The organism is Mesorhizobium sp. M0904 (genome assembly GCF_040319475.1).
Classification (GTDB): Bacteria; Pseudomonadota; Alphaproteobacteria; order Rhizobiales; family Rhizobiaceae; genus Mesorhizobium.
Genome location: NZ_JAMYOC010000023.1, coordinates 1 through 25,786 on the forward strand (window position 1 = coordinate 1; position 25,786 = coordinate 25,786).

The 25,786-nt window shown below is 62.5% G+C and carries 23 protein-coding genes and 1 tRNA gene; 12 read left to right on the top strand and 12 right to left on the bottom strand.

From position 1 onward, the window contains the following. Both NKH80_RS22775 and NKH80_RS22780 read right to left on the bottom strand, forming a co-directional pair. A partial coding sequence (locus NKH80_RS22775) for a TPM domain-containing protein (RefSeq protein WP_502900984.1) occupies positions 1–414 on the bottom strand: 414 nt, incomplete at its 3' end. A gap of 85 nt (positions 415–499) precedes the next feature. Continuing rightward, positions 500–1,144 carry a LemA family protein gene (locus NKH80_RS22780; protein ID WP_352993596.1) on the bottom strand — a complete coding sequence of 215 codons (645 nt, stop codon included), beginning with the start codon at positions 1,142–1,144 and terminating at the stop codon, positions 500–502. Positions 1,145–1,307: 163 nt separating this feature from the next. Here NKH80_RS22780 and NKH80_RS22785 point away from each other — a divergent pair, with 163 nt between their 5' ends. The 3 genes from NKH80_RS22785 to NKH80_RS22795 all read left to right on the top strand — a co-directional run bounded on the left by NKH80_RS22785 (position 1,308) and on the right by NKH80_RS22795 (position 3,312). Then, complete coding sequence (locus NKH80_RS22785) at positions 1,308–1,559, top strand: hypothetical protein (protein ID WP_254818056.1); 252 nt, start codon at positions 1,308–1,310, stop codon at positions 1,557–1,559. 8 nt (positions 1,560–1,567) lie between these two features. After that, the gene (gene pdxY, locus NKH80_RS22790) at positions 1,568–2,452 is read left to right on the top strand and encodes a pyridoxal kinase PdxY (protein ID WP_352740821.1); all 885 of its coding nucleotides are present in this window, start codon (positions 1,568–1,570) and stop codon (positions 2,450–2,452) included. A gap of 92 nt (positions 2,453–2,544) precedes the next feature. Next, positions 2,545–3,312, top strand: coding sequence for a DUF429 domain-containing protein (locus tag NKH80_RS22795; protein ID WP_352993698.1), 768 nt, complete (start codon positions 2,545–2,547; stop codon positions 3,310–3,312). A gap of 11 nt (positions 3,313–3,323) precedes the next feature. On the opposite strand, the gene NKH80_RS22800 is transcribed toward NKH80_RS22795, so the two are convergent. Continuing rightward, the gene (locus NKH80_RS22800) at positions 3,324–4,526 is read right to left on the bottom strand and encodes an aromatic ring-hydroxylating oxygenase subunit alpha (RefSeq protein WP_352993598.1); all 1,203 of its coding nucleotides are present in this window, start codon (positions 4,524–4,526) and stop codon (positions 3,324–3,326) included. Between the two features lie 413 nt (positions 4,527–4,939). On the opposite strand from NKH80_RS22800, the gene NKH80_RS22805 reads away from it, so the two are divergent. Next, complete coding sequence (locus NKH80_RS22805) at positions 4,940–5,344, top strand: hypothetical protein (RefSeq protein WP_352649429.1); 405 nt, start codon at positions 4,940–4,942, stop codon at positions 5,342–5,344. Between the two features lie 88 nt (positions 5,345–5,432). Here the strand turns inward: NKH80_RS22805 and NKH80_RS22810 are convergent, their stop codons facing one another. Together NKH80_RS22810 and NKH80_RS22815 are read right to left on the bottom strand one after the other, a co-directional pair. Next, positions 5,433–7,520: a PAS domain S-box protein gene (locus NKH80_RS22810; protein WP_352993600.1), complete on the bottom strand. Its 2,088-nt coding sequence runs from the start codon at positions 7,518–7,520 to the stop codon at positions 5,433–5,435. Positions 7,521–7,564: 44 nt separating this feature from the next. Further along, entirely contained in the window at positions 7,565–8,344 is a 780-nt protein-coding gene (locus NKH80_RS22815) for a response regulator (RefSeq protein ID WP_254817757.1), read from the bottom strand. Between the two features lie 46 nt (positions 8,345–8,390). On the opposite strand from NKH80_RS22815, the gene NKH80_RS22820 reads away from it, so the two are divergent. Further along, positions 8,391–9,077: a response regulator transcription factor gene (locus tag NKH80_RS22820; RefSeq protein WP_292663715.1), complete on the top strand. Its 687-nt coding sequence runs from the start codon at positions 8,391–8,393 to the stop codon at positions 9,075–9,077. A gap of 76 nt (positions 9,078–9,153) precedes the next feature. Here the strand turns inward: NKH80_RS22820 and NKH80_RS22825 are convergent, their stop codons facing one another. Then, complete coding sequence (locus tag NKH80_RS22825; protein ID WP_254817759.1) at positions 9,154–9,321, bottom strand: hypothetical protein; 168 nt, start codon at positions 9,319–9,321, stop codon at positions 9,154–9,156. Between the two features lie 600 nt (positions 9,322–9,921). Here NKH80_RS22825 and NKH80_RS22830 point away from each other — a divergent pair. Beyond that, positions 9,922–10,386 carry a L,D-transpeptidase gene (locus tag NKH80_RS22830; protein WP_352877330.1) on the top strand — a complete coding sequence of 155 codons (465 nt, stop codon included), beginning with the start codon at positions 9,922–9,924 and terminating at the stop codon, positions 10,384–10,386. Positions 10,387–10,477: 91 nt separating this feature from the next. On the opposite strand, the gene NKH80_RS22835 is transcribed toward NKH80_RS22830, so the two are convergent. Continuing rightward, a complete protein-coding gene (locus NKH80_RS22835; protein ID WP_352993603.1) occupies positions 10,478–13,561 on the bottom strand; it encodes an efflux RND transporter permease subunit in 3,084 nt (1,027 codons plus the stop codon). Continuing rightward, positions 13,558–14,835: an efflux RND transporter periplasmic adaptor subunit gene (locus tag NKH80_RS22840; RefSeq protein WP_502900986.1), complete on the bottom strand. Its 1,278-nt coding sequence runs from the start codon at positions 14,833–14,835 to the stop codon at positions 13,558–13,560. The genes NKH80_RS22835 and NKH80_RS22840 overlap by 4 nt, the downstream gene beginning before the upstream one ends. 150 nt (positions 14,836–14,985) lie before the next feature. On the opposite strand from NKH80_RS22840, the gene NKH80_RS22845 reads away from it, so the two are divergent. The 4 genes from NKH80_RS22845 (at position 14,986) to NKH80_RS22860 (ending at position 18,942) form a co-directional block, all read left to right on the top strand. Beyond that, the gene (locus NKH80_RS22845; RefSeq protein WP_352509081.1) at positions 14,986–15,522 is read left to right on the top strand and encodes a TetR/AcrR family transcriptional regulator; all 537 of its coding nucleotides are present in this window, start codon (positions 14,986–14,988) and stop codon (positions 15,520–15,522) included. Positions 15,523–15,732: 210 nt separating this feature from the next. Next, positions 15,733–16,377: a carbonic anhydrase gene (locus NKH80_RS22850; protein WP_352480025.1), complete on the top strand. Its 645-nt coding sequence runs from the start codon at positions 15,733–15,735 to the stop codon at positions 16,375–16,377. A gap of 13 nt (positions 16,378–16,390) precedes the next feature. Beyond that, entirely contained in the window at positions 16,391–16,798 is a 408-nt protein-coding gene (locus NKH80_RS22855; RefSeq protein WP_352993701.1) for a nuclear transport factor 2 family protein, read from the top strand. Between the two features lie 95 nt (positions 16,799–16,893). Beyond that, complete coding sequence (locus tag NKH80_RS22860; RefSeq protein ID WP_352993605.1) at positions 16,894–18,942, top strand: M3 family metallopeptidase; 2,049 nt, start codon at positions 16,894–16,896, stop codon at positions 18,940–18,942. A gap of 297 nt (positions 18,943–19,239) precedes the next feature. Here NKH80_RS22860 and NKH80_RS22865 read toward each other — a convergent pair whose 3' ends face one another. From NKH80_RS22865 to NKH80_RS22880, 4 genes are all read right to left on the bottom strand, one after another. Continuing rightward, positions 19,240–20,577, bottom strand: coding sequence for an LGFP repeat-containing protein (locus NKH80_RS22865; protein ID WP_352690254.1), 1,338 nt, complete (start codon positions 20,575–20,577; stop codon positions 19,240–19,242). A 224-nt stretch (positions 20,578–20,801) separates the two neighbouring features. Then, entirely contained in the window at positions 20,802–24,014 is a 3,213-nt protein-coding gene (locus NKH80_RS22870; RefSeq protein WP_352993607.1) for an AfsR/SARP family transcriptional regulator, read from the bottom strand. A gap of 120 nt (positions 24,015–24,134) precedes the next feature. Continuing rightward, complete coding sequence (locus tag NKH80_RS22875; protein ID WP_352993609.1) at positions 24,135–24,593, bottom strand: hypothetical protein; 459 nt, start codon at positions 24,591–24,593, stop codon at positions 24,135–24,137. Between the two features lie 235 nt (positions 24,594–24,828). After that, positions 24,829–24,904 (bottom strand) — tRNA-Ala (locus tag NKH80_RS22880). Positions 24,905–25,068: 164 nt separating this feature from the next. On the opposite strand from NKH80_RS22880, the gene NKH80_RS22885 reads away from it, so the two are divergent. Further along, entirely contained in the window at positions 25,069–25,359 is a 291-nt protein-coding gene (locus tag NKH80_RS22885; protein ID WP_023678162.1) for a YggT family protein, read from the top strand. Between the two features lie 13 nt (positions 25,360–25,372). Beyond that, positions 25,373–25,693 carry a DUF167 family protein gene (locus NKH80_RS22890; protein WP_352993611.1) on the top strand — a complete coding sequence of 107 codons (321 nt, stop codon included), beginning with the start codon at positions 25,373–25,375 and terminating at the stop codon, positions 25,691–25,693. Positions 25,694–25,786 lie beyond the last annotated feature (93 nt).

Below are 25,786 nucleotides of genomic sequence, written 5' to 3' on the forward strand. Positions count from 1 at the left end.
CGGCACCATGTCGTTTTCGATGATCAGCTTGGTGTGCAGGTCGGTCAGCGTGCCTTCCAGCCCATAGCCGACCTCGATGCGCATCCTGCGGTCGTTCGGCGCCACCAGAAGCAGGACGCCGTTGTTCTCCTTCGCCTGGCCCAGTTTCCAGGCGCGGAACAGCCGGTTGGCGTAAGGCTCGATTTCCTCGCCGTCGAGGCTGGGGATGGTCGCAACCACGATCTGGTCCGAACCCTTGGTCTCGAAATCGGCAAGCTTCTGCGTCAGCGCCGCCTCGGTCGCGGCATCGATGATGCCGGCATTGTCGACGACCCGTCCGGTCAGCGCCGGCAATTCGGCGGCGAGAACGATGAGAGGGAGCAGGAGAAAGGTTAGAACGAAGCCAAGAAAAATCAGGGCGGCGTTTCTTCCCACCCCCCTCTGTGGGGAGATGTCCGGCAGGACAGAGGGGGGCGCGAAGGAATACAAGGCCAACAGGCCCAGGCTTAACAGGCGCCGTTCACCCGCCTTGCGTGGTGTTGGTGCCGAAATCGACCTTCGGCGGCTGCATCTTATCCTCCTCGATGGTGAAATTCGCAAACGGCTGGTTGCCGCGAAACCACAAGGTCGCCCAGATCACCGACGGGAAGGTCCTCAGCGTCAGATTGTACTCTCTCACTGCCTGGATATAGTCGCGGCGGGCGACCGTGATGCGGTTCTCGGTGCCTTCGAGTTGTGCTTGCAGCGCCAGAAAGTTCTGGTTGGCCTTGAGATCGGGGTAGTTCTCCACCACCGCCAGCAGGCGCGACAGCGCGCTGGTCAAGCCGGCCTGGCTGTCCTGGAATTTCTTGAAGGCTTCCGGATTGTTCAGCGTTTCCGGCGTCACGGTCACCTGCGTCGCCTTGGCGCGCGCTTCGACCACGGCGTCGAGCGTATCCTTCTCGTGCGCGGCGTATCCCTTGACCGTATTGACAAGATTGGGGATGAGATCGGCGCGGCGCTGGTATTGATTCAACACCTCGCTCCACGCTGCTTTGGCGTTTTCCTCAGCTGTCGGGATGGTGTTGTAGCCGCAGCCTGCAAGCAGCGGCAGCATGACGGCCATGACCAGGAACGCAGCTATATTACCGAAGATTGGCGGTGAACAAAGGCGCTGGGCAAGCATGATAAGGTCCCCCTCGATCGCATTGGCAGGCGAAGCATTAGCACAATCCTTGCGTAAGAAAATGACTTCGGCCGAGAAGTGTTACTGGTTTCTGCCATTTACCGTCAGGCCCTGTGACAGACAAGGCGAACGGGTTAAGCTCGGCATGAAACGGGGTATCACCATGGCGAAACGCCACGACAGCGACGCGGAATCGCGCCGCATCATCGAGCGGGTGGCGCGCGAGACCGACCCGGGCGGCACCTCGTTCCTCGCGCGAACAGCCAGAGGTGCGCGCGACCGCGTCACCGCGGCCGATGCCGACCGGTCGGATCCGATCGAATATTGGGGCACCCGCATCGGTCGGGCAGCGGGCTTGCTTATTGCCATCGGCCTGTTGATCTGGCTCGTGCTTTTCGTCACCAGGGGCAGTTAGGAAAATCAATGAGTGCCGAGAAAACCGACGCGCCGCGCGCGGTCATCGTCGTCTCCAGCCATGTCGCACGTGGCTCGGTCGGCAACCGTGCCGCCGTCTTTGCGCTGGAGACGCTCGGCTTTCCGGTTTGGGCGGTGCCGACCGTCATTTTGCCCTGGCATCCGGGCCATGGCCGGGCCACCCGCATCGTGCCGCCGCTGGACCAGTTCAAGGCGCTGATGACCGACCTCGAGCGCGCGCCGTGGCTGGGCGAGGTCGGCGCCGTGCTGTCCGGCTATCTCGGCGAGGCTGGCCAGGCCGACGCCGTTGCTTCGCTCGTCGGCGCGGTCAAGGCGAAGACACCGGAAGCCCTCTATATCTGCGACCCGGTGATGGGCGATTCGGGCGGCCTCTACGTACCTGAGCCGACCGCCATCGCCATGCGCGACCGGCTGATGCCGATCGCCGATATCGCCACGCCCAACCGCTACGAGCTGGAATGGATGGCCGGAGCGCCGCTGCCAGACCTGAAATCGACAATGGCTGCGGCCCTGCAGGCCGGCCCACCGGCCATGCTGGTCACATCGGCGCCGGCGACGATGGCCGGCGGCACCGGCAATTTGCTGCTCACAGGCAGGGAGGCGCTGCTCGCCGAACACCGGCTCATCGACAAGCCGCCGAATGGGCTCGGCGACCTGACGGCTGCCGTTTACCTGGCGCGGATCCTGTCCGGCCAGCCGGCCGCCAAGGCTCTGCAATCGACCACTGCGGCGGTCTACGAGATCCTGGCGCGCACCGCTAAGCGCGGCGGCGACGAGTTGCAGCTCGAGACCGATGCCCAGAGCCTGTCGCACCCAATGGCGATGGTGCAGCTTCGCCATCTCCTGCATCCGGAACGGGACCGCCGGGCGTGACGCAGGCCGAAAACGCCGTGCCGCAGGATGTTGCGCCCGAGCATGTTGCGCCCGGCCATGTGGTGCCCGACGATGTCGTGCCCGAGAGCGTTGTGCCCGAGGACGTTGTGCTTGTCGGCGTCGACGGTTGCAAGGCTGGCTGGATAGCCGTCCGCCGCGATCCCGGTGCGGCACCGTCTACAGCCGTTTTCCCAAGCTTCGCGGCGTTGCTCGACCGACTGCCCGTCAATGCGATCGTGGCGGTCGACATGCCGATCGGCCTGCCCGATTTCTCGCAAAGAGGCGGTCGCGGCCCGGAGGCGCTGGTGCGGCCGCTGCTCGGGGCCCGGCAGTCCAGTGTCTTTGCCATCCCCTCCCGCGCCGCGCTCTACGCCGAGATCGAAGCTTTCACCACGGTCGATGCCTGGTACGCCGCACATCGCAAGGCAAGCGAGGTGGCCAGGACGACATCAGATCCGCCGCGCGGCGTCTCGATCCAGGCCTTCGGCATCTTCGCCAAGATCCGCGAGATCGATTCGCTGCTGATCGCGCGGCCCGAACTGCGCAGCCGCGTCTTCGAATCGCATCCGGAAGTTGCCTTCTGCAAACTGAACGGCGACCGCGCTATGCGCCTGCCCAAGAAGATCAGGGGCAACATCAATCCGGCCGGCATGGCCGAACGCAAGGCGCTGCTTGCCCAGCATGGTTATAGCGAGGATTTTCTCGACCAGACGCCGCCGCGCGGCGCGGCCGCCGACGATTTCCTCGACGCCGCGGCAATGATGGTGGTTGCCGGACGCATCGTCAGAGGCGAGGCAATGCCGTTTCCGGATCCGCCGCTCGCCGATCGTTTCGGTATTCCGGTCGCCATTTGGGCCTGAGGACCAGGGCGTCAGGAGCGTGATTTGAGCGCCTCGTTGAGTGCCCACATATCCTTCTCCTCGGGCGCGGTCTCCAATCCGAGCACGGGAATTTGCTTACGCAAATGGTCGTGGTGGGTGCGCACGCCATATTCGAGATCGGAGAGGTAAAAACCTCCGAAGGCTTCGGACAGCATGGATTCGTTGGACCACATCGAAAGCTGCACGTCCTCGGCCAGCGTGTCGCGATCGATGCGGTAGGATAGGTAGCGGGCAGCCGCCTGTTGCCTGGTCTCGTCGCGATAGCGGTAGATGGCGCCGCGCAGCAGCGTCTCACCCGTCGACAGCGGGAATTCCTGATAGAACTGTACCGATTCCGGCATGATCGACAGCACGTTGTTCGGGAAGATGCCGTGGTAGATCCATGCCTTGCGCAGGTGCTCCGGCAGGTGCTTCGCCTCGGGTGCGAGCTTGATATATTGCGCGACGCTCCAGCGCCGTCCGGCATGCGGATTGTAAGTGGCGAACGAGCGCGACACGCCGTTGACGAACGGCTCGTCGAAATAGGTTGCACCGTAAAGATCCTGCAGCGCCGGATGTGCCATGGCGACGTGGTAGCCTTCATTGTCGACGTCGCGCACCGACTTCCAGTTGACCGGCGTGTTTTGGGTCCAGATGCCCCGGGACGGCACCATCTCGACCACGCCGTAATGAGCAATCTCGGCTTCGATCGGCTTCAACAGCTCGGCCACGGATGGCTGCGGCCCACCCTTGCGGAAGCGGATGAAGATGAAGCCCATCCAGATTTCGAGCTCGAGCGGCATCAGGCCGAATTCGGTCTTGTCGAGGTCGGGGAAGGAACGCGGGCGGGCAGCACCGCGCAGTGTGCCGTCGAGATTGTAGACCCAGCCATGGAAAGGGCAGACCAGCGCGTTCTTGCAAGTGCCCTGGCTGTCGGCGACAACGCGACTGCCGCGGTGGCGGCACATATTGTTGAAGGCGCGTACAACGCCATCCTTGCCGCGCACGATCAGCGCCCGCTCGCCGACCACATCCATCGTCAGATAGTCGCCGGCGTTCGGCACGTCGCAGACATGGCCGGCGATCTGCCAATGATTGCGGAAGACGTGCTCTTTCTCGAGTTCGAGCAAGGCGTCGGAATGATAGCTCCAGCCCGGCAGCCCCCGCCGATCCCAATCGTTGGGAATTGCCACGTCACGCAGATGCGGGTTCATAAAGGCTCTTTATTTATTGAATGCTCGTTCAATAAAAGCATATTTTCCGTTGAAATGCAATGGCTTGCGAAAATGGGGCGAATTCTTGACGAGAAATCGAGCCGGATTTGAGAGCCGAGTCCGAACGATCGAAGCCGGGAAAATCCCGGGAATTCCGGACGTTAATCCCCTCACGCTTGTTGAGCGCCCGACGCTCCGTGGGCCTGGCAAGGCGACGTGGATCTGGTGCCGTGGGTAGCGGAAAACGAGAATGCCACCTGTGCTGCAGCTACGCCTGATCGCTTTGCCCAGGAATGGCCGCGGGCTTGGTTTCATGCCGGTTACACAATCGTTAATCCATCATCGTTGGCCGGTTACAAGGTGCGATTAGGTTCGTTTCAACAGAGAAAAGAAGAAGACCGAAGGAAACGACGATGCGTACGAAAATCCAGATCACCGATACCGACCTTCGCCAGCAGGGGCCCCAGCGTAGCGACCGGCGCCCGAAGCTGGCGCTGCGCCAGCGCGCCAGTGATCATCCAATGGCGATGTTCATGCTGCTGGCGGCTGCCGCATTTGCCGGCATGGCGTTGACGCCGACTGTCGGTCCGGCCTTCGCCTCACTGAACCCGCCGGCCAACCTCATCGATGGCGCGACGACCACCACCAAGACGGCGCGCCTGCCGATTTCGGAGATCGATTTCGCCTGCAAGGGGCAGGCCTGGGGCGCCGAGAGCCTGGACTGCCTGCGCGTCATCGCCGCTCAGTCGGGCAAGGCACGGCCGGTCCGCATGATCGCCAACGCCGCCCCGCTGGCCGATACGCCGAACGTTTTTTGATTTTTTGCGAGCGCCCTCCAGCACTCCAGTCAGGCTCCCGCCGCAATGTCGGCCGGGAGCCTTTTTCTTCCGGGAGAGATGGCGGAGTCTAGCCGCCCAGAGCGGCCTGCTCGGCAATGGCCGAGAGCACGCCGCGCACATCCAGCGTGCTGAACGGTTTTTCGAGGATTGGCGGCCGTTGCGGCGCCGGCAGCGCCTCGATCTCGCCTTTCGCGCCGATCAGATCGCCGGTGACAAGCACGAAGCGCCGCGCTAGACCCGGCAATTCGCCGAGTAGCTCGCGATAGACGGCTATGCCGCTGGTGCCGGGCATGCGCAAATCGGAAAACACGATGTCCGGCGGGACATGGCCACTCAGCGTAGCGGCGGCCGAGACCCAGGCCGGCACGATCCGCGACTTGATGCCCATCAACTCCAGAATGTCGGACAGCGACGCGGCGACATCCGGCTCATCGTCTATGATCAGCGCGTGACGCAAGCCGCTCGACCGCGACGGAGCTTCGCCGGCGGCGGCCGCGCCGGCCGCGATCGCCGGCAGCTGCACGACAAAACGCACACCTCTCGGCGAAACCTCCTCGAACCAGATATTGCCATTGTGCCGCTCGATGATCGATTTCGAGATTGACAGACCGATGCCGGTACCGACACCGACCGGCTTGGTGGTGAAATAGGATTCGAATATGCGTGAACGTATCGCTTCCGGCACGCCTGGTCCGTTGTCCTCGACCGAGAATCCGGGATTGCCGCGGTCGCTGCGAAACGTCCGGACCTTGATCCGGCGGTCGCCGGCAACGCCGGCCAAGGCATGCTGGCTGTTGATGAGGAAGTTGGCGGCTACCTGCGTCACGTGGTCGGCATCTGCCATGGCCAGCAGTGGGCCGCTGGCGAAATCGGTGTCGATGATGATGCCGCTCGACCGTGCGCCATAGGCGGTCACTTCGAGTGCGGCGCGGATCACCTGGTTGAGGTCGGTTTCTGCCTGTGCAGCCGGGTGCAGGCGGACCATCGACAGGAAGCTCTTGACGATACGGCCGCAGCGCTCGGCAGCGGCGCGCACCTTTTCGGCGCGCACCTTGGTCTGCGGATCGGCGGCGAATTCGTGCAGCAGCGTCGACTGGGCGACAACCACAGCCAGCGGATTGTTGAGCTCGTGCGAAACGCCGGCGAGCAGCGACCCCATTGCCGCCATCTTCTCGTTCTGGTGCAGTTTTTCGCGCTGGCGGTTGATTTCCTCCTCAGCCCGCAACTTGTCGCGCAGGTCGCGGATGGAGCCGAAGATCAGCTGGCGATCGGCGACCCGCATCTCGGTTGCCGTCAGCTCGATCGGGAAAACCTCGCCGGCGGCATTCTGGGTGACCGTTTCAAGCCGTTGGCCGACCATCGGCGCACCGCGGCCCGACATGTATTCGGCGCCCGACGCATAGCCCTTGCGATAATATTCCGGCACGACCGTGTCGAGCAGGTCCTTGCCGAGGATATCGCTGCGCCGATAGCCGAACATCTTCTCGGCGGCCGGATTGAATTCGATGATCGAGCCGGTCTCGTCGATGACGATGATAGCGTCGAGCGAGGCCTGCAGCATGGTGCGGCGAATGACGTCGCTGGCATGCGCGTCGGAGGGCGACCGTTCGATGGCATCGCCGATGGCGAGTGCCACCATGTGCAGCGCCGCCTCTTCCTGGTCGGTCCATTCGCGTTCGTGGATGCAGTCGTTGACCGCCAGCGTGCCCCACAAATTGCCGTGCGAAAAGACCGACACCGACAGGAACGACTTGATGTTCTGCTTTTCGAAATCGGTCCGCAGAAAGCCTTCGAGATCGCGTGTGTGCCCGGCGAAGATCTTGCCTTGACGCTCGTCCTCCGCCAGCCGTTCCAGCAATGGGTCCGAATCGACGACCGACTGCATGATGACGGTCGGTGACGCCAGCTCGCCGCCAAACCGGGGGGCGATCCAATAAGCGGCGACCGACTGGGCGAAGCCCTGGCCGGGCAGTTCGCGCAGGCGAAACAGGATGCCGCGGTGACAATCCATGGCTTCGCAAAGCGTTTGGAGGATACCCTCCATCTCGCGCTGCCAGTCACCGGCTTCGCGCAGCCGGCGAACCACATGCACGGCCACCATCGCCGCGCCCTGCCTGGCGCCCTGCACGTCCACGCGTGTTGTTTCAGCCGTCATGATCAGCCGTCATTTCCTGGCCGCGGCTTCCTCAAGCCGTCGCCTTAGTTATTTTCGCCGACTGGCAGCGAGAAGATATAGCCCTCGCCGCGCACCGTGCGCAGGAATTTCGGATTGGCCGGATCCGCCTCGATCTTCTTTCTCAGCCGCATGATGCGGATGTCGACGGCGCGGGACGATTCCGGATCCTCGACGAAACCGATCGCCTCGGAGATCGCCGCCCGCGTCAACAGCCGGTTGGCGCGCGTCAGGAACACCTCCAGCACGTCGAACTCGCTCTTGGCCATGTCAATGACCGCGCCGTTGGCGCCGGTGACGAGCCTGCCGTCGAGATCGGCGTGAAAGGGTCCGAAGCTCACGGACCGGCGGCCGCCGGATGTTTCAGCCTTGGCCTTTTGTGGCTCGGTCGGCTCCGGAACGCGACGCAGCACGCTGCGCACCCTGGCCAGCACTTCGCGCAATTCGTAAGGCTTGACGATGTAGTCGTCAGCGCCGAGCTCCAGTCCGACGATGCGGTCGAGCGCAGTACCGGCGGCCGTCGCATAGATGATGCCGATCGGCATTTTCGAGCGCATCCAGCGCCCGAGCGACAAGCCGTCCTCGCCCGGCATGGCGATGTCGAGAATGGCCAGGTGGAAGGACTGCACTTCCAAGAGGTCGCGCGCCGCCGCCGCACTTTCGGCCGTGGCCACATCATAGCCGCTGGCGCCGAGATACTCGGCGACCGCGTCCCTCAGGTCGGGCTCGTCCTCGACGATGACAATTCGTGCACGCACGATGCTTTCGCTCCCGCTTTCAGTGGAAAGTAGATTGGGTATAAACATGATGTCCAGCACTCTTCTTGGGTTGCCGTATGCGGGGTAGAAAAACATGGCTGCACGATCCGTTATCGCGCTTGTTTCCGTCGCTGAAGTAATTGCCACCGATCTCGCCGATCATCTCGAGCGGCGCGGTCATGACGTCCGTGCGGCGCGACAGCCGTGGGAAGCCGAATCGCTGCTTTCGGAAAAGGGTATCGATGTCGTGGTTGTCGGCGACAGCGTCAGCCAGGCAGAGGGGCGCGACCTGCTCAGGCGACATGGCGGCGAAGGCGGACCGGATTTCATCCTGATCTGCCGCCCGGCCGATCTGGTCGACAAGGTGCTGGCGCTCGAGCTCGGCGCCGCCGACGTCGTCGAAAGCCCGCTCAATGTCAGGGAGCTTGCGGCTCGCGTCGGCGGCCTTCTGGCTCGGCGCGGCAGGAGCGCCGGGGAACTGATCGTGCTGGAGAACGCGACCGTCGATCTCCGATCGGCCATTGTCATGCACCGCTCGGGAACCGAAGAACAGCTGTCCCCTGGGCAGGTGGCGCTGCTCAGGCTGTTCCTGGCCAGCCCGCGCAAGGTGCTGACGCGGGACGACATCATCGCCGCCGCGCCCGCCGAAAATGCCGAAGCCTTCGATCGGTCGATCGATTCGCGCATCGTGCGGCTGCGCCGCAAGCTCGACACCGAAACCATCACCACCATACGGGGTGCCGGTTACCGATTCGATCCGCCGACGCAATTCGCCGATTGAAGGCAGGACAGCCACCCTTTTTTCTTGAGCATCGGGTTTTCCCAAAACCGGTTTCCACTTTGGGGTCCGATGCTCTTCAGCGCACCACGAGAAGCGACGGGCCGGACGGCATGTCACCGGTCGTACTGACCTCGCCGGCATGGGCACGTTCCTTCAGCAGCACGGTGGCGAGGCCGGCAATGCCGAGCAGCCCCTGGACGTAAAGCAGGGCGGAAAGCACGGAAGCGGCGAATTTCGTTTTCATCCTGTTCGTTCCTCAAAATTGGAATTTACGGGCACTTCAGGGGAACCCCCGAAGCGCCCGCGCCGCCAGCGGAGCCCCCCGTTGCGGCGCGGGCCTTCGGTCCTCTCGGCTGCAAGTTGCCGGAGGCGCCGCGCATCCTCAACGGCCCTAAGCCGCCCCCGCCAGAGGGGCTTGAGCCGGTCGACGCGCAGGCTGGAAAGTGTCCAGATCAATCCAGGCCGTAGCGAAAACAGTGTTGGCTTCCGATCGTTCGTTGCCCGCTGTTTTCGTTAGGTCAACTTTGCCTGTTCGCTGTATCCGGATCATGCCGCCGACGCTGCGCTTTGTTGCAGCTCGGTTTCGGAGTCAGGTGAATTCCTATCAAACGAAAGGCAATCGCGTATTGGCGCCGCGGTTTGGCCGATCCGCCTAGGCAAACACGCCACCCGTCATGACGACGTCGTGCAACTGCAAGCTGCTTTGCACGGACCTTTTCTGTTAACCAGGGGAAACAGAATCGAAACACAAACGAGCATCTTGCGAAATCGGCTTGAAACATGACGCCCCGATAAACCGGTCATGAATTGGGCCGGCCCCGACCGGCAGAATAGGGGAGACATCATGTACACTGCCATTTCCGCCAAGCTCATCAACATCGCCGCCGCCGTCATCACCGGTACTGCCTTGCTTGTCAGTGCCGGCAACGGCGCAGCCCACGCCGCCGCCAACAAGATCGTCGCGCGTGTGTCGCTATCGCAGCAGACCATGGAAATTCTGGTCGACGGCCGGCCGACATTCGCCTGGAAGGTTTCGACGGGCGACAGGACGCACGTCACACCGACCGGTGCGTTCAAGCCGACCCGCATGCATGAAGTTTGGTATTCGAAGAAATACGACAACGCCCCGATGCCGCATTCGGTGTTCTTCAACGGCGGCTACGCCGTACATGCGACAAACGCCATCAAGCGCCTCGGCCAGCCGGCCTCGCATGGCTGCGTGCGTCTGCATCCGGACAACGCCGCCGATTTCTACCAGCTCGTCGAGGTCTTCGGCCCGGCCAACACCAGCATCGTCATCGTCAAGTGAGCGATGCTGCTCTTGTGTCTCTTAAGAAAGGCCGGAAATCCGGCCTTTTTATTGTACAATGTTAGTACAATCTAATCTGGGTTAGTACAATCTAATCCGGCATCGCCGGCATCAGCTTCGGATCCGGCTTTTCAGCGTGATGCGGCAGGTCCTTGCTGGCGATAAAGGTGTAGAACATCGGCACCACGAACAGCGTGAACATGGTTCCGACCAGGATGCCGGTGAAGATCACCAGGCCCATCGAATAGCGTGCCGCGGCACCCGCGCCGCTGGAGATGATCAGCGGCACCACACCGAGCGCCATCGCCGCCGTCGTCATCAGGATCGGCCGCAGCCGCACCCTGGCCGAGGCGATGATCGCATCGCGCCGCCGCATGCCGTGCATTTCACGCTGCTGGTTGGCGAACTCGACCAGAAGGATGCCGTGCTTGGTGATGAGGCCGATCAGCGTGATGAGGCCAACCTGGGTGTAGATATTGAGCGTGCCTAGCCCGATATTAAGCGGCACGATCGCGCCGAAGATCGAGAGTGGCACCGCCATCATGATGATCAACGGATCGCGGAAGCTTTCGAACTGCGCCGCCAGCACCAGATAGATGACGAGCACAGCCGCAGCGAAGGCGATGATGATCGTGTAGCCCTGTTGCTTCTCCTGCCGCGACTGGCCGGTATAGTCGATGAAGAACGTGTCGGGCAGGCTTTCCCTGGCGATGTCCTCGATGGTCTTCAGCCCGTCACCGGTGGTGACGGTGGGCAATGGCAGAGCGGAAATCGTGGCGGAGTTCAACTGGTTGAACTGCTCGATGGCGGCCGGCGACGCGTTGGTCGAGATCTTCACCACCGCCGAGAGCGGCACCATCTCGCCCGACACGCTGCGCACGAAATACTCCCCCAGTTTTTCGGGATTGTCGCGGAATTGCTGCGGTACCTGCGGGATGATGTCGTAGCTGTTGGATTCGCGGTCGAATTGCGCCACCTCGGCGCCACCGACCAGGAGCGTCAGCGTCCGGCCGATGTCGGCGATCGGCAGGTTGAGCGCGGCGGCTCGGTCGCGGTCGATCGTCACCGTCACTTGCGGCGCGTCGTAGGACATCGAATTCTCCACGGCGAGGAAGCGGCCGGAGGCCTGCGCCTTGTTCTTGATATTTTCCGCCGCCTCGTAGACTTCGGAGGCCTCGCCGGTCGAGCGCACGACCATCGTGATCGGCAGGCCACCGCCGGAGCCGGGCAGCGTCGGCGGCGCGAAGACGAAAGCCTTGACGCCCGCCACCTTGGCAAGGCGCGCAGTGATGTCTTGCTGAAGTTCCTTCGAGCTGCGCGCGCGCTCGGCCCAGTCCTTGAACGCAAAGCCGACGAAAGCGCTGTTCGTCGGGCCTTGGAACGCGACGGCGGAGAACCGCGCCCTGGTTTCGGGGATATCATTCACCAGCCCGAGAATCTGGTTCACGTAGGTCTCGGTGTAGTCCGACGTCGCGTAGCGCGGCGCGTTCACAATAGACAGCAAGAAGCCTTGGTCTTCTTCCGGCGCCAGTTCGCTTGAGGTCTTGGTGAACATGAAGCCGGTCGTGGCGACCAGTGCGACGACGATCATCAGCGTCACCGGGCGATATTTCAGCGAGCCGGTGACCAGCCGCTCGTAGATGTGTTCGACGCGCCCGAACGTATTGTCGACAATGCGCTGGAAGCGGCTGTGCGAGCCGGACCTCAGGATACGTGCCGACATCATCGGTGTGACGGTTAGGGCAACGACCCCCGAAAGCACCACCGAGCCGGCAAGCGTCACCGCGAATTCGCGAAACAGCGCGCCGGTCAGGCCGCCGGTGAAGGCGAGCGGCGCGAACACGGCGGCCAGCGTTATCGTCATGGCGACGACGGCGGACGAGATCTCGCGCATGCCGTTGAAGGCAGCCTGCATCGGCGACAAACCGTCTTCCTCCATGTGGCGGTGGATGTTTTCCACCACCACGATGGCGTCGTCGACGACGAGGCCGATCGCCAGCACCATTGCCAGCAACGACAAAAGATTGATCGAATAACCCAAAGAAAACAATAGGAAACAGACGCCGATCAACGACAGCGGAATGGTCACGATCGGCATCAGCACCGAGCGGAACGAGCCGAGGAAGAGCAGGATGACGACGATGACGATGGCGACCGCCTCGCCGATGGTCTTGAACACCTCCTCGATCGACGCGCTGATCTGCTCGGTCGAATCATAGACGATCTCCATCGTCATGCCTTGCGGCAGCGTCTCCTGGATGGTCGGCACGATCTTGTGGATCGCCGCCGCCGTGGTCAGCGGATTGGCGGCCGGCGTTGGAAAGATGGCGAGAAAGATGCCGGGCTTGCCGTTGAACGTCACCCTGGTGTCGGTGCTCGCCGCGGCGAGCTCGACGCGGGCCACATCGCGCAGCCTCACCACATTGCCGTCTTTCGAGCGGAGCGGAAGGGCAGCGAAAGCCTCCGGCGTCTGCAGGGTCGAGCGAACCGTGATCGAGGAAGCCACATATTCGTTTTCGGTATCGCCGGGCGCCGAGAGGAAATTCGATTCGTTGATGGCGGTCAGCACTTCCGCCGCCGTCACGCCGCGCGCCGCCAGTTTGATCGGGTCGATCCAGACACGCATCGAATATTCGGCGGCGCCGAAAATCTGCACGTCGGCGACACCTTCGACCGTCGAGATACGCGGCCGCACGACACGCTCGATATATTCGGTGAGCTGTTCCGGTGTCATGTTCGGATTCTGCATCGAGATGTACATCATCGCGAACTGCTGGCCGGTGCCCTTGACGATCACCGGGTCTTTGGTTTCGTCCGGCAGATCGCCGCGAACACTCTGAACCTTCGACAAGACTTCGTTCAGCGCGACGTCGGGGTCGGAGCCGAGCTTCATCTGCACCGTCACGGTGCTGGAGGACGGCCGGCTCGACGACGTGACATAATCGATGTTTTCGGTCGAAGCGACGGCACGCGCGATCGGCGCGGAAATGAACCCCTGGATCAGGTCGGCGCTGGCGCCGGGATAGGCCGTGGTGATGGTGATGGCCGTTTCTTCAACCTCTGGATACTGCCGAATCGAAAGGTTGAAGATGCCCTGAAAACCCAGAAGCAGGATCATGCAGGCAAGCACGGTCGAGAGAACCGGGCGGCGGATGAAGAGATCGGAAAAGCTCATTGCTGGGCTGCCTGCTGGTTCCCCGGCTTGCTCGGATCGATCGTGTTGTCGACGGCAACGGACATGCCGTTGGAGAGCCGGTTCTGGCCGGCCGTAACGACTTCGTCGCCGGGCTGGATGCCTTCCAGGATCTCGACCAGGCCGGCGTTGTGGCGGCCTGGCTTGACGAACACCTGGGCGAGCACGAGCTGCGGTTTCTGTTCTTCCGCTGCCGGCTTGGCTTCCGCTGCCGGTTTGGCTGGGGTAGCAGCCGGCTTTTCGTCGGGTTTTGCCACGGGTGCTTCGGCCGCCGGCTTGGCAGCGTCTGCAGCCGGCTTCTCTTCCGGCTTTGCCTCGGGAGCCGCGCCGTTGGCTTCGGCGGATTTGGCCGGGCGCACCACGAAGACGAAGTCGCCGTACAGGCTGGAGGTCAGCGCCGTCTGCGGCAGCGCCAGCACGTCGTTCTCCTCGGGCAGTTCGACGCGCACCTGGACGAACTGGCCCGGCGTCAGCTTGCCTTCGGGATTGCCGACCTCCGCCCTTACCGTCACCAGCCGGCTGGTCGGGTCGATCTTCGGATCGATGCCGCGGATGCTGCCGGTGAACGGCATGTCGCCGCCGCCGACGCCCAACCGCACCCTCTGTCCGATCTTCAGCTGCGGAAGCTGCTGCTCCGGCACGGTGAAATCGACACGCATCGTATCCATGTCCTGCAAGGTCACTACGGCGGTGCCGGGTGTGAGATACTGGCCAAGGTCGATTTTCGGAATACCGACAGTACCCTTGAAGGGGGCGGTCAACTGCTTTTGGTCGAGCACCGCTTGCAGCTTGTTTACCTGCGCGGCGGAGACCGATGCTGCTGCCTGCGCCGTGTCGAGCGTAGCATCGGTGCCGACCCCGCGCTTCTGCAGCTCGAGAGCGCGCATCAGCGTCGTCTGGTCGGAGGTGGCTTGCGCCTTCGACGCGACGAGGTCGGCTCGCTCGACGGCATCGTCAAGCTGCAGCAGGACGGCGTTGGCGGCGACCTTCTGATTGGCATGGAACAGGATGTCCTTGACGATGCCAGCAGTTTCGACCGTCAGGTCGACGCCGCGTACGGCACTGACAGTGCCGATCGCCTCGATGCCGGGGGTCCAGGACATCGGTTTGACAATGACTGTCGACACGGTCGTGGCCGGCGGCTTCATGGTGGCGAAGAACTGTTTGATCGCATTGTCGCGAAACAGGTTGAAGCCGACGATGCCGCCGCACACCAGCACGAGCAGAATGAAGGCGATGATGAAGCGCTTGATCACGAACAGTCCCCTCGGCCATGGCCCAGCATAACGGTCGGACGACCGGAACACATACCTGTGACTGGTCCCAATTTCAAATGACGGCGATCTTACTGTACCGTCTGGACGGTCTTGTCAATTCCGCCTAAGCTAATGAATGGGGAACGATTGATGAAGGTCCGCAGAGCAAATTCGCGCGAAAAAATTCTCGCTGCCGCCGCCGCGGTGGCGCGCGAGACGGGTCCTGGCAGCCTGTCGCTGGACGCTGTTGCCAGCCGTGCCGGCGTGTCGAAGGGTGGTCTTCTCTACAATTTCCCGACCAAGGCGAAATTGATGCAGGCGCTGGTGGAGGATTATCTCAGCGCATTCCAACAGGCGCTGGAGGCCGCCCGCAAGAACAGCGGCAGCGGCGAGAGCCCGCTCGCCGCCTATATCAGGCTTTCGGCCGAGCATGCCGAGGAGTCGAAGCCATCGGCATCCTGGATATTTTCGGCAATCGCCGAGGATCCCGACTTCCTGACGCCGATAAAATCGTTCAGGCGGCAGGTGTTCGAACGGCTGAAGGCGGAGACGCCGAACCTCAAGGCGCTGCTGGTCTGCTATCTCGCCATCGAGGGACTTCGCAGCATGAATCTGTTCGGTTCGGATATTCTTTCCGCCGACGAGCGCCGGCTGCTGATATCGACCCTGCTGGAGATCGCGGAATAGTCTAGGAATACGCCGGCCGGGTTCAGTTGCCTCGACTGTCGGGATGTGGCTGGAGCGAGGTGCCGTCCACTTGGGGCAGAGTGAGCTCCACGCTTTGGACCTACGCTCCACGCTTTCCGAAAATCGGTTCCGATTTTCGGGCCGATGCGCTAGAGCCTTTCGGGATTGACCCGAGCTGCCTTCAACCCGGAAACGCTCCCACCGCTGCCCATGCCCCATCTTCCCGAGCATCTTCTCACCGGCTACCGCAGTTTCATGAGCGGCCGCTATCTCACCGAAAGCGGCCGTTATCGCTCGCTGGCGCGGGAGGGCCAGGCACCCGAAACGATGATCGTCGCCTGCTGCGATTCGCGGGCCGCGCCCGAAGCGATCTTCGACGCCGGGCCCGGCGAGCTGTTCGTGCTGCGCAATGTCGGCAATCTGGTGCCGCCCTATGCGCCCGACGATCAGTTCCACTCGACATCGGCAGCGCTCGAATTTGCCGTGCAGAGCCTCAAGGTCAAGAACATCGTGGTGATGGGCCACGGCCGCTGCGGCGGCATCCGCGCGGCACTCGACACCACGGCCGCACCCCTGTCGCCGGGCGATTTCATCGGCAAGTGGATGAGCCTGATCGCGCCTGCGGCCGAGACCGTATCGTCCAGCACCTTCATGACCGCGACCGAGCGCCAGACGGCGCTGGAGCGCATCTCGATCCGCTATTCCATAGCCAATCTGCGCACCTTCCCTTGTGTTTCGATCCTCGAAGGCAAGGGGCGGCTGTCGCTGCACGGTGCCTGGTTCGATATTTCGACCGGCGAGCTTTGGGTGATGAACAAGGACACGGGCGATTTCGAGCGGCCGGAGACGGAGTAGGAGACGAGGCATGATGCGAGCTCGGTTCGCGTTCGCGGCGGCGGTATTGCTGTGCTCAGCAAATATCGTCCGCGCCGACGATAGCGCGATCATAGACCGCTGGTATTCGGCACTGCTGGTCGCCGACCGCACCGAATTGTCGGACCTGCTCGCCGACAATGTCCGCATCAAGCTCGACGACCTCGGCGTCGTGCAAAGCAAGCAGGAATTCATCGCCTCGATCGCCGAGTGGCAGGGCGCCGTCGCCGGGGCCGAAATCCGCCACCGGATCGAGAAGACGGAGGGCGGCGTCACCACTGTGATCGCCTGCTATGATTTTCCCAGCAACGACATGCTGATGCAGGAGACTTTCGCGGTCGCCAACGACCAGATCAGGGCCAGTTCGCAAGCCGCGATTGCCGAAAACTGCGACGGCTACTGACGGAACCATGAACGGGACCCGCTGTTGCGCGCAACCGGCCGACGCCTTACATCGGTGACGATCCATCTTCTCCCGCCACTCAGCGAAAGTTTGCCATGCCGTCCACCGTCGACCTCGCTGCCCATCCGCTGACCGCATGGCAAGGGCCGCTCGGCCTGCCCGATTTCACGCGCATCGGCGATGGCGATTTTTCTCCGGTCTTCGACGCGGCCCTGAAGGCGAATGAAGCCGAGATCGAGGCGATTGCCGGCAACACCGGGACGCCGACCATCGAAAACACGCTTGCCGCGCTCGAGCTTGCCGGCGAGGCTCTCGACCATGTCTCGTCGATCTTCTGGTGCCGCGCCGGCGCCCACACCAACGAGGCGATCCAGGCGCTGGAGCGCGACATCTCGCCGAAGATGTCGCGGCACTTCTCGGCAATCTCGATGAACGAACGCCTGTTCGCCCGCATCGACCACCTGCATCAGCGCCGCGATGCTTTGAAGCTCGATGCCGAAACGCTGCGGGTCTTGGAAAAGACCTGGAAAAACTTCGTTCGCTCCGGCGCCATGCTCGACGCCGAAGGCAAGAGGCGGCTGGCCTCGATCAACGAGGAATTGTCGTCGCTCGGCACCAATTTCGGCCAGAACGTGCTTGCCGACGAGCGCGACTGGGCGTTGTTCCTCGACGAAGCCGACCTTGCCGGCCTGCCGGAATTCCTGAAGAGCTCGATGGCGGAAGCCGCCGAGATGCGCGGCCAGAAGGGCCGCTACGCCGTCACTCTGTCGCGTTCGATCTACGAGCCGTTCTCGACCTTCTCAGAACGCCGCGATCTGCGCGAGACAGCGTTCCGCGCCTTCATCATGCGTGGTCAGAATGGCGGCGCTGCCGACAACACGGAAGTGGTGCGCGAGATGCTGCGGCTGCGCGCCGAGAAGGCGAAGCTGCTCGGCTATGCTTCCTACGCCGCATTGAAGCTCGACGATACTATGGCCAAGACGCCGGAGGCGGTGCACGCGCTGCTCGATCCGGTCTGGGAAAAGGCGGTGGAAAAGGCCGCAAGCGACCAAGCCGAATTGCAGCGGCTGGCGGCCGAGGCCGGCAGCAACGAAAAATTCGCTGCCTGGGACTGGCGCTTCTATCAGGAGAAGCTGCGCGCAGAGAAATTCGCCTTCGACGAGGCCGAGCTGAAGCCGTACCTGCAGCTAGACCGCATCATCGACGCCTGTTTCGATGTGGCAACACGATTGTTCGGCATTTCTTTCGAAGAAAAGAAGGGCATTGCCACCTGGCATCCGGACGCACGTGTTTTCGTGGTGAAGAATGCCGACGGCAGCGAGCGCGGCCTGTTCCTCGCCGACTATTTCGCGCGGCCTTCGAAGCGCTCCGGCGCCTGGATGAGCGCGCTGAAATCCGGTTATAGGCTTGGCCCTGGCTCGAAGCCGGTCATCTACAACATCATGAACTTCGCCAAGCCGCCGGCCGGCGAGGCCGCCTTGCTGTCGGTCGATGAAGCCAAGACGCTGTTCCATGAATTCGGTCATGCTCTGCACGGCATGCTGACCGACGTCACTTGGCCGTCGGTCGCTGGCACCTCGGTCAGCCGCGATTTCGTCGAACTGCCTTCGCAGCTTTACGAACACTGGCTGACGGTACCGGCGGTGCTGGAAAAACATGCGCTGCATGTCAAGACCGGCAAGCCGATGCCAAAGGCGCTGGTCGACAAGATGCTGGCGGCGCGCACCTTCGGCGCGGGCTTCGCCACGGTCGAGTTCACTGCCTCGGCGTTGGTCGACATGGCTTACCACGCCCGGCCGGATGCACCGGACCAGCCGCTTCGTTTCGAAGCCGAAACGCTGGAAGGGCTTAACATGCCCGATACCATCGCCATGCGTCACCGCACCCCGCATTTCGGCCACATCTTTGCCGGCGACGGCTATTCGGCCGGCTATTATTCCTACATGTGGTCGGAAGTGCTCGATGCCGACGCCTTCGCCGCCTTCGAGGAGACGGGCGATCCGTTCAATCCGGCGCTGGCCGAGCGGCTGCGCAAGAACATCTACGCCGCCGGCGGCTCGAAGGATCCCGAAGAACTCTACACCGCCTTCCGCGGCAAGATGCCTTCACCGGAAGCAATGATGGCCAAGCGCGGACTGGTGTGATGCGTGCCCGCTCTTGTCACGGTTCTCTTCTATCCTGATTGATGTCGGCCGTCATGGCGTCGGGTTGCGCGCCGCCTGATCCGGTTCTGTCGGTCCCGGCTCGGCCTCGCTGGCTGCGGCAGTGTCGTTGAGGTGACTGCCCGCTATGCTGATCGGCCGCTGGCGCATCCGGACCGCCTTGTGACGACCGCTACGGAAATAAATCTCTCAGTCGCGAACGTCAGCCCCGCCAACGGAAGGCGGGGCTGGTAAGTTGATTGTCCCGGCAAGCTTTTTTGCCGGGGCGATTGGCCTAGACTAGGCAGGCACAAAGCCAAAATAGGCTTTGTAGGACGCCCCTTCGCCGGAAATCAGGGGCGTTTCCACTTTGAACCCAATCCCGCTGAAGGTGGTATTGTTCGTACGTGCCGCGAGCAACACCATCTGCTTTGCGGAGATGGTCACTGTCGCGCTCCCGATCCTGTCATCGCCCCAATCGAAGAGATCGCTGATGGCGCCGCCGATCGATGGCATCAAGGATCCCAGGGCCGGGCCGGCTATTGCGGCAATGATAGGTCCTGCCACCGGAATGAGGCCCAAAGCCAGCGTACCCGCCGTATGGACGCCCATCACGACCTTCTGCACTTCGTCCTTGTACTTGTTTGGATCGCCGAAATCGTTTTCCATCAGCACCGTACCGATATTGATGCCGTAGGGCTTGCCTCGATAGACCTCCATCAGGTCGGGTCTCGTATCTCCCGCATCGACGTCGCCATAGACCTGGCTGCGCTTGGTGTCGGCCATCTGCGGCGTTGTCACGCTGACGATGACATAGGGCTCGTCCGCACTCGACCCCTGATCCCAGTCGGTCTCGCCGAAGCAATGGAGGCCGGTATAGTGGACGACGACATCTCGAAGGTCGATCGCGCCGGTGTCGGGCCACCAGTATATGCCGCCGTTTTCAAACAGATTGGCACGGCCACCGTCGGCAAATTCGGTCTCGTCGGTGGTTGGGTACCCCAGATATGACTGTTCCCAGCCCAGGCTTTCCCACTTCTTGCGGATGTCACCGTACACCACGTTGGCTCCGGTGTTCGGTGTCCAGTAGATCGAGCCGGCATTGGCAAAATGGTTGTAGCGCCCGACGCCGTCGGGAGTTCCGGTTTCGTCGGTGACCGGATAGCCGAGAACCGAGCGCTCCCAGCCCATTGCTGCCCATTTGCTGCGAATTGCCCCCCAAATCGCTTGAGCACCGGTATTCGGTGTCCAGTAGATCGAAGCGGTATTGTTGTTGAAGTGATTGTATCGCCCGACGCCGTCGGGAGTTCCGGTTTCGTCGGTGCAGGGAATGCCCCACGCGAGACCGCCAAGCGCAATCCATTTCCTGTAGATGTCGCCGTGGATCTCAAAGGCGTCGTGCATGGCATCGTTGTAACAAATGCATGAGCCGTTCTTGAGATACCAGGCTTTTCCAGTCTCCTTCCTGTCGATCTCGGCGAAGCCGGCGCCTCCAAGGGAGTTGTACTTTTGCTGTATGACAGCTTCGGGCGAGAGGAGCGACCAAGGCCCGATCCTGAGCTGGTCGGAAAGTCTTGTGGCTCCAGCGCGGATGGTGCCGGCACGCACTCTCGAAGTTGCTCTGGCAGTATACGGCATGACCTTTTCCTTCCTGTGAGTGTTGGTATCGGGGGCTTCAGGCCTCCGGCGATCGGTTTTGATCGACGGGCCGAGGTTCCCAGACCGCGACTTACGGACGGCTTACAGAGTTCTGAGCTGCGCCAGAGCAATTCCAGGAAAAGTGTGGAACGGTTTTCCGTCCGGAACTGCGAAAAAATAAAGAGATAGAGCGGTTCGGCGTTTCCGTGAAACGATGAACCGGTCTAGAGAAACGGGCGCACGAGCGAACGCAGCAAAGGCGAGGGCTCGTCATCGCCGGTCGAAGCGAGCGCGCGTTCATAGCGCCGGTAATCCTCGATGGCGCCGGCGTGGTCGTTTCTGGAGAGGCTCTCCTGGATGAGCGTGCCATGGAGTTTGGCCGATTCCGGGTAGAAATCGAGCGCACGCCGGCACGCTTGGCGTGCCCGATCTGCGTTGCCTCGGCTCTGCCAGTGTTTGGCGATCCGCACGGCAAGCTCCACCAACCCGTCCCGCACCCGGTCGGCCGCGGCGTTCGACCAGGCGGGCGTCGGGCCATTCGAGAAAAGCGGGCCGACAAAGCCTTCCAGCAGCATCTCCTGCTCCTCGATTGCGCTGTCTCTTTGGCCCGACAGAACGGGTTTCAGCCGGTCTTCCCAATCCTGCAGATCGATCCAGACCTTGTCGGCAGCGAGCCGCAAACGGCCTTCTCTCAGCGTTACGAGTTCGCCTTGCCCGAGCAATTTGCGCAGACGATGCAGCGCCTGCTCCAAGGCCGCTTTGGCCTGGTCGCCGTCGAGGTCGGGCCAGAGCCAATCCTGCAGGGTTTCCACCGAACAGACCTGATCCCTCGACAGGCAGATAATGCGCAATATGTCGAGAGCGCGGGTAGGTTTGGCACCGGGCGCGACCTCGGCGCCATCGATCTCGAGGCGGAAGCCTCCCATCAAGTGTATCCTGAGCGGCCAAGGCCACTGGGCGGGGCGACCAGCGGGCGGGACCAGATATCGCGCCCGAACGACGCGGCGGCAGAGATCGACATCGATCTTTCGCTCCAGCGCATCGGCGATCAGCTCGGCTAGCAAGTCCGGCAGGTTGAGCAAGATCGCCGAGGGATTGACCTCGCGCAATGCCGCCATGAATTCAGCCAGACGAGTGCCATAGGACGCGCCGCCGTTCCACTTCTGCTCCAGGGCCCGTGCGGCTAGAATGCTGAGTTCGACACGCTGGCGAGGGCCGCCGCTCAGCCTTTCGGCGATCCCCTGAAGTAGCGCAATCGCCTCCGCCGGACGCCGGTCGGCCAGCAGGACCTGGTATTTGGTGACGTAATGCGGCCAGCGCTCGATCATCGGCTCGTTCGCCCGCTCGATCGCATCCATGAAGACATCGCAGTCGAGATAGGCCTTGGCGAAGTCGCCGTTGCGCGTGTGCATCGCCGCATGGCAGTCGGCGACGACCGCGACCTGGGTGGTGAACCTGCTGTCCGCGATCTCGCCCAGTCGGGAGACCAGCGCATTGAACTCCGAGAACCTGTTGTGAAGCTTCATCAGCAATTGGAGCTGGTAGAGGGCGCTGAACTCGACGCCCCGTAAGGCGTGCTGCTCGCCTATCGCCGTTGCGCGTCGCAACGCATCCTCGGCCGAGGCATAGACAAAACCGCGCCGCGAATAGGGGAAGTAACGGCCGCTGGCCGAGCCAAAGGACACCAGCCACATGCCGAGCACCAGCGGTGGGATATCCGGATGTTCGAGATCGGCGGCAACGCTGTCCACGACATTGGCAAAAATGTCGCGCTGCCCCGACGAGGTCGCGTAGTCGATGAGCGCTTCGCTTGCCAGCAGGCGCAACTCGACCGAATCCTCGATCGGCAGATGTGTCAGGCGCTGCTGGATATCATTCACGAGGCGCTTCGCGTCATGGGCGTCAAATTCGCCAGGTTCGGCGAAATCGACGGCCCGCAGGATGCCGAGCCTGACCATCATGAGTTCCTCCGGATCCAATTCCGGCAACCCCTTGGCAAGAACCTGTGAGGCTCGGCGCGTCCAATCCGCCAGCCCCTCATGCGTACGCCAGCTGGCCGTCTTGACTACGACCGCCCGCGCGACCGTCAGGCATTGGCCGCGCATGTCGGTGTTCTCGAATGCTTGCCATGCCTTGGAGAAGTGCGGCTCGGCCTTCGCATCGTCCGACGCGAAGGCGACGCCCAGCCAATAATGGACCCACCCGTCCATCTCGTCGGGGGGCAGCCTGTTGCACCATTCGACGAAGCTGGCCCTGCGCCCTTGCGAGAGAACGCCGTTAGCGCACTCCAGAATGAGCTGGCGTGCCAGCGGCCAGGCGCCCGCCTGCAACGCCAGCACGATTGCCGCGTCGGTTTTGCCGGCCTCGTGCAGGACCTTTGCTGCCTGCTCGCGTAGCCTGGAACGGTCCGCTTCCGTCACGCGCCGGTCCAGTAGGCCGGCAAGGTATTCGCGCAACAAGTCATGCAGCTGGAAGGCGGTGCCGCCCGGACCGTCGCGCGTGATCAGCAGCTGGCGATGCTGCAGCCGCAGCAGCAGGCGGGCAGCCTGCGGCGATCCCAGGAACGCATCGGCAAGGTCCGTGCTGATCTCCGGCAGAAGGTTGAGCCTGATCAGCAGATCCTGGTCCTCCGGCGCGATGTCGCGCAGGAAATAACGTCCGACAATCTCCCGAAGGCCGGCGCCTCCGGCAAGGCCGGTCTGCGAAAGCGGGTAGTACATTCCAGCATTGGCCAGCAGGAGAAGGCCCACCGCCCAGCCGCGCGCCTCCGAAATGTCGCCGACCTCGGACGGCGATTGCGAGCGGGCGGTGACGAGGTTGCGAGCCTCCGCAGGCGAAAACTCCAGCAGCGTTTGGTTGAGGACCGGCAACTGTCCCGACAGCACGAGGTCGGCGACATCGCCCTCGGGCAGCATCCGCGATGTGCAGATGCAGCGGACGGTATTGGGGCGTTCGCGCAACAGGATCGCCAGCGTCCGGCGAAAGCCTGGTGCATCGGCACGATGCAGATCGTCGAGGACCAGGATCGTGCCCGGATCAAGCCGCGAGAAATAGGTGCGGAAGAACAGCCGCGCGAAATCGTCGGAATTGTCGGCATATTCCGGACCAAAGACCGGCATGCCGGCATGCCTGCCGTCGAGCGACAGCGTCAGATAATGGAAAAGCCGCGCAACGTCCTGGTCCTCGGTGTCGACCCGATACCAGTTGTACGCCGATTCGCCTTGCTCCAGCCCGCCGTGTTCCAGCCCGCCGTGTTCCAGAAAGTCGATCACCGCGGTGGTCTTGCCGTATCCACCAGGCGCAGCCAGCCAGCATGCACCGCTGTCGAGGGCCTGCGAAAGCAGCGCCACTACGCGCGGACGGCCGACAATTCCCACTGGCCGGGGTGCCGAGAGCTTTGCTATCTCGCGCGGCGCGTCCCGGAAGGATTTATCCATTGTGAGGACTCTCGCAGCGCAGTCGCCTCGCGAAAACAGGTAATCGGTTCGCCCGCAACAACAAATCGCCGGCCGGCGTTGTGCTCGCCTGACGTGCCGTGCTCGCCGGCAAGGTCGCGGTTATCCCTTGTGCGACATGATATGCGAAACCCCGACACTCACGTCAGCGGTGTGTCTTGCCATCACTGCGTTCATTCGCATTGCAATCGTCGCATAGCCGTTTCGTTCGTGGTCGGTAACTTCCGAGGGCTTGAAGAGCCACGGAAGGGGTGCAACCTGCGCGTCTTCGAAATTGGCCGGCAGATTCGATGGCACCGCCTTTTTTCCTAGAGGCAGCTCTAGCCCAAGGTCACTAAATTCCTTCTCGAGGCTGGCGTGCAGATGAGAAAGGACGACATAGATCGCCAGCTTTGATCTAGTCCTTTCTGTGTTGTTTAGATTGTACTCTTGAAGAACCTCATCGAACGATGGCGATAGGTCACTTTCGGCAGCGGTAGCTCGTGTTGCAACAGCACCGGCCAGGGCAGTCGCTGCCACTCCTGTAAGACCTACAAAATCACGTCTTGTCGTGCCGGTCATGGTGAATTCCCCTCGGTTTTGAAGACGGGCCAAGTCTGGCAAGGAGGAGGCGCAGTGGCAATAGGCCGCATACGCTATTGGTGTAGAGGGCCTTTACGTCGCCGATGTGAATCCACCCGGCGACGACAGTGCCAAGCCGGCAGAGGCCCCGCGATGCATTCGGTTGCTTGATCTGAAAACCCATGGAATCCGAGAAAGGTTTCCTCAGCATTCACGGGGGGTTCGAAAAATCCGCTGGTGGAGCTGAGGAGGATCGAACTCCTGACCTCGTCATTGCGAACGACGCGCTCTCCCAGCTGAGCTACAGCCCCGTCCAGCGGATGGGGCTTTTATCGGCCGCTGCGGTTTCCTGTCAAGGCTGCGCTTGCTGCCGAAATGCCGTTCGGCCGTTCGTGCGCCTCGCCCACGCGTCGGAACGCGGCTCTTGCCGCTTTCAGCTACAGTGGCTACATGTCGGCAACAATCGGAGACCGGCATGATCGCCCTCATTCAGACCATTGTCATGGCGCTTGACCTTTACTGGTGGATCATCATCGCCTCGGCGATATTTTCCTGGCTCTACGCCTTCAACGTCGTCAACTCCCGCAACCAGTTCGTCGATACCATCAGCAACATGCTCTATCGGCTGACCGAACCGGCGCTGCGGCCGATCCGCCGCTTCATGCCCGATCTCGGCGGCATCGACATCTCGCCGATCATCCTGCTGCTGATCCTGTTCTTCATCCGGCAGTTCCTGCTCACCACCGTGCTTTCGCTGGTCGTCTGAGTGCAGGCGTCCCATGCGCGCGCCGTTCCGGACGCGCGGCGACGGTATCGACCTGTTCGTCCGGCTGACGCCGAAATCAGCGATGGACAGGCTCGAGGGGGCCGAAACGACCGCGGATGGGCGAAGCCATCTGAAGGCTCGCGTTCGCGCCGTGCCGGAAAACGGGGCCGCCAATCGAGCGCTGGAAAGGCTGGTCGCCAAGGCGCTTGGCGTGGCCGCTTCGGTCGTCTCGATCGTCGCCGGCGGCACCGCTCGGCTGAAGACGGTCGGTGTGCTTGGCGATCCCGCGGCGCTGGCGAAACGCATCGATACGCTGGGCACGCCTGCGCCATGATCTCGGCTCGCTCACCAACCCCGTAGAAAAAAGGCCGGGCTGCAAAGCCCGGCCAGATGTGAAGGTCGAAAACCTTCAGAGGGGAACGCGCCG

Excerpts from the sequence above, each read along its gene's own strand:
- NKH80_RS22780 (WP_352993596.1), bottom strand. The coding sequence starts at position 1,144 with ATGCTTGCCCAGCGCCTTTGTTCACCGCCAATCTTCGGTAATATAGCT.
- NKH80_RS22785 (WP_254818056.1), top strand. The coding sequence starts at position 1,308 with ATGGCGAAACGCCACGACAGCGACGCGGAATCGCGCCGCATCATCGAG.
- pdxY (WP_352740821.1), top strand. The coding sequence starts at position 1,568 with ATGAGTGCCGAGAAAACCGACGCGCCGCGCGCGGTCATCGTCGTCTCC.
- NKH80_RS22800 (WP_352993598.1), bottom strand. The coding sequence starts at position 4,526 with ATGAACCCGCATCTGCGTGACGTGGCAATTCCCAACGATTGGGATCGG.
- NKH80_RS22805 (WP_352649429.1), top strand. The coding sequence starts at position 4,940 with ATGCGTACGAAAATCCAGATCACCGATACCGACCTTCGCCAGCAGGGG.
- NKH80_RS22810 (WP_352993600.1), bottom strand. The coding sequence starts at position 7,520 with ATGACGGCTGAAACAACACGCGTGGACGTGCAGGGCGCCAGGCAGGGC.
- NKH80_RS22815 (WP_254817757.1), bottom strand. The coding sequence starts at position 8,344 with ATGTTTATACCCAATCTACTTTCCACTGAAAGCGGGAGCGAAAGCATC.
- NKH80_RS22820 (WP_292663715.1), top strand. The coding sequence starts at position 8,391 with ATGGCTGCACGATCCGTTATCGCGCTTGTTTCCGTCGCTGAAGTAATT.
- NKH80_RS22825 (WP_254817759.1), bottom strand. The coding sequence starts at position 9,321 with ATGAAAACGAAATTCGCCGCTTCCGTGCTTTCCGCCCTGCTTTACGTC.
- NKH80_RS22830 (WP_352877330.1), top strand. The coding sequence starts at position 9,922 with ATGTACACTGCCATTTCCGCCAAGCTCATCAACATCGCCGCCGCCGTC.
- NKH80_RS22835 (WP_352993603.1), bottom strand. The coding sequence starts at position 13,561 with ATGAGCTTTTCCGATCTCTTCATCCGCCGCCCGGTTCTCTCGACCGTG.
- NKH80_RS22845 (WP_352509081.1), top strand. The coding sequence starts at position 14,986 with ATGAAGGTCCGCAGAGCAAATTCGCGCGAAAAAATTCTCGCTGCCGCC.
- NKH80_RS22850 (WP_352480025.1), top strand. The coding sequence starts at position 15,733 with ATGCCCCATCTTCCCGAGCATCTTCTCACCGGCTACCGCAGTTTCATG.
- NKH80_RS22855 (WP_352993701.1), top strand. The coding sequence starts at position 16,391 with ATGCGAGCTCGGTTCGCGTTCGCGGCGGCGGTATTGCTGTGCTCAGCA.
- NKH80_RS22860 (WP_352993605.1), top strand. The coding sequence starts at position 16,894 with ATGCCGTCCACCGTCGACCTCGCTGCCCATCCGCTGACCGCATGGCAA.
- NKH80_RS22865 (WP_352690254.1), bottom strand. The coding sequence starts at position 20,577 with ATGCCGTATACTGCCAGAGCAACTTCGAGAGTGCGTGCCGGCACCATC.
- NKH80_RS22870 (WP_352993607.1), bottom strand. The coding sequence starts at position 24,014 with ATGGATAAATCCTTCCGGGACGCGCCGCGCGAGATAGCAAAGCTCTCG.
- NKH80_RS22875 (WP_352993609.1), bottom strand. The coding sequence starts at position 24,593 with ATGACCGGCACGACAAGACGTGATTTTGTAGGTCTTACAGGAGTGGCA.
- NKH80_RS22885 (WP_023678162.1), top strand. The coding sequence starts at position 25,069 with ATGATCGCCCTCATTCAGACCATTGTCATGGCGCTTGACCTTTACTGG.
- NKH80_RS22890 (WP_352993611.1), top strand. The coding sequence starts at position 25,373 with ATGCGCGCGCCGTTCCGGACGCGCGGCGACGGTATCGACCTGTTCGTC.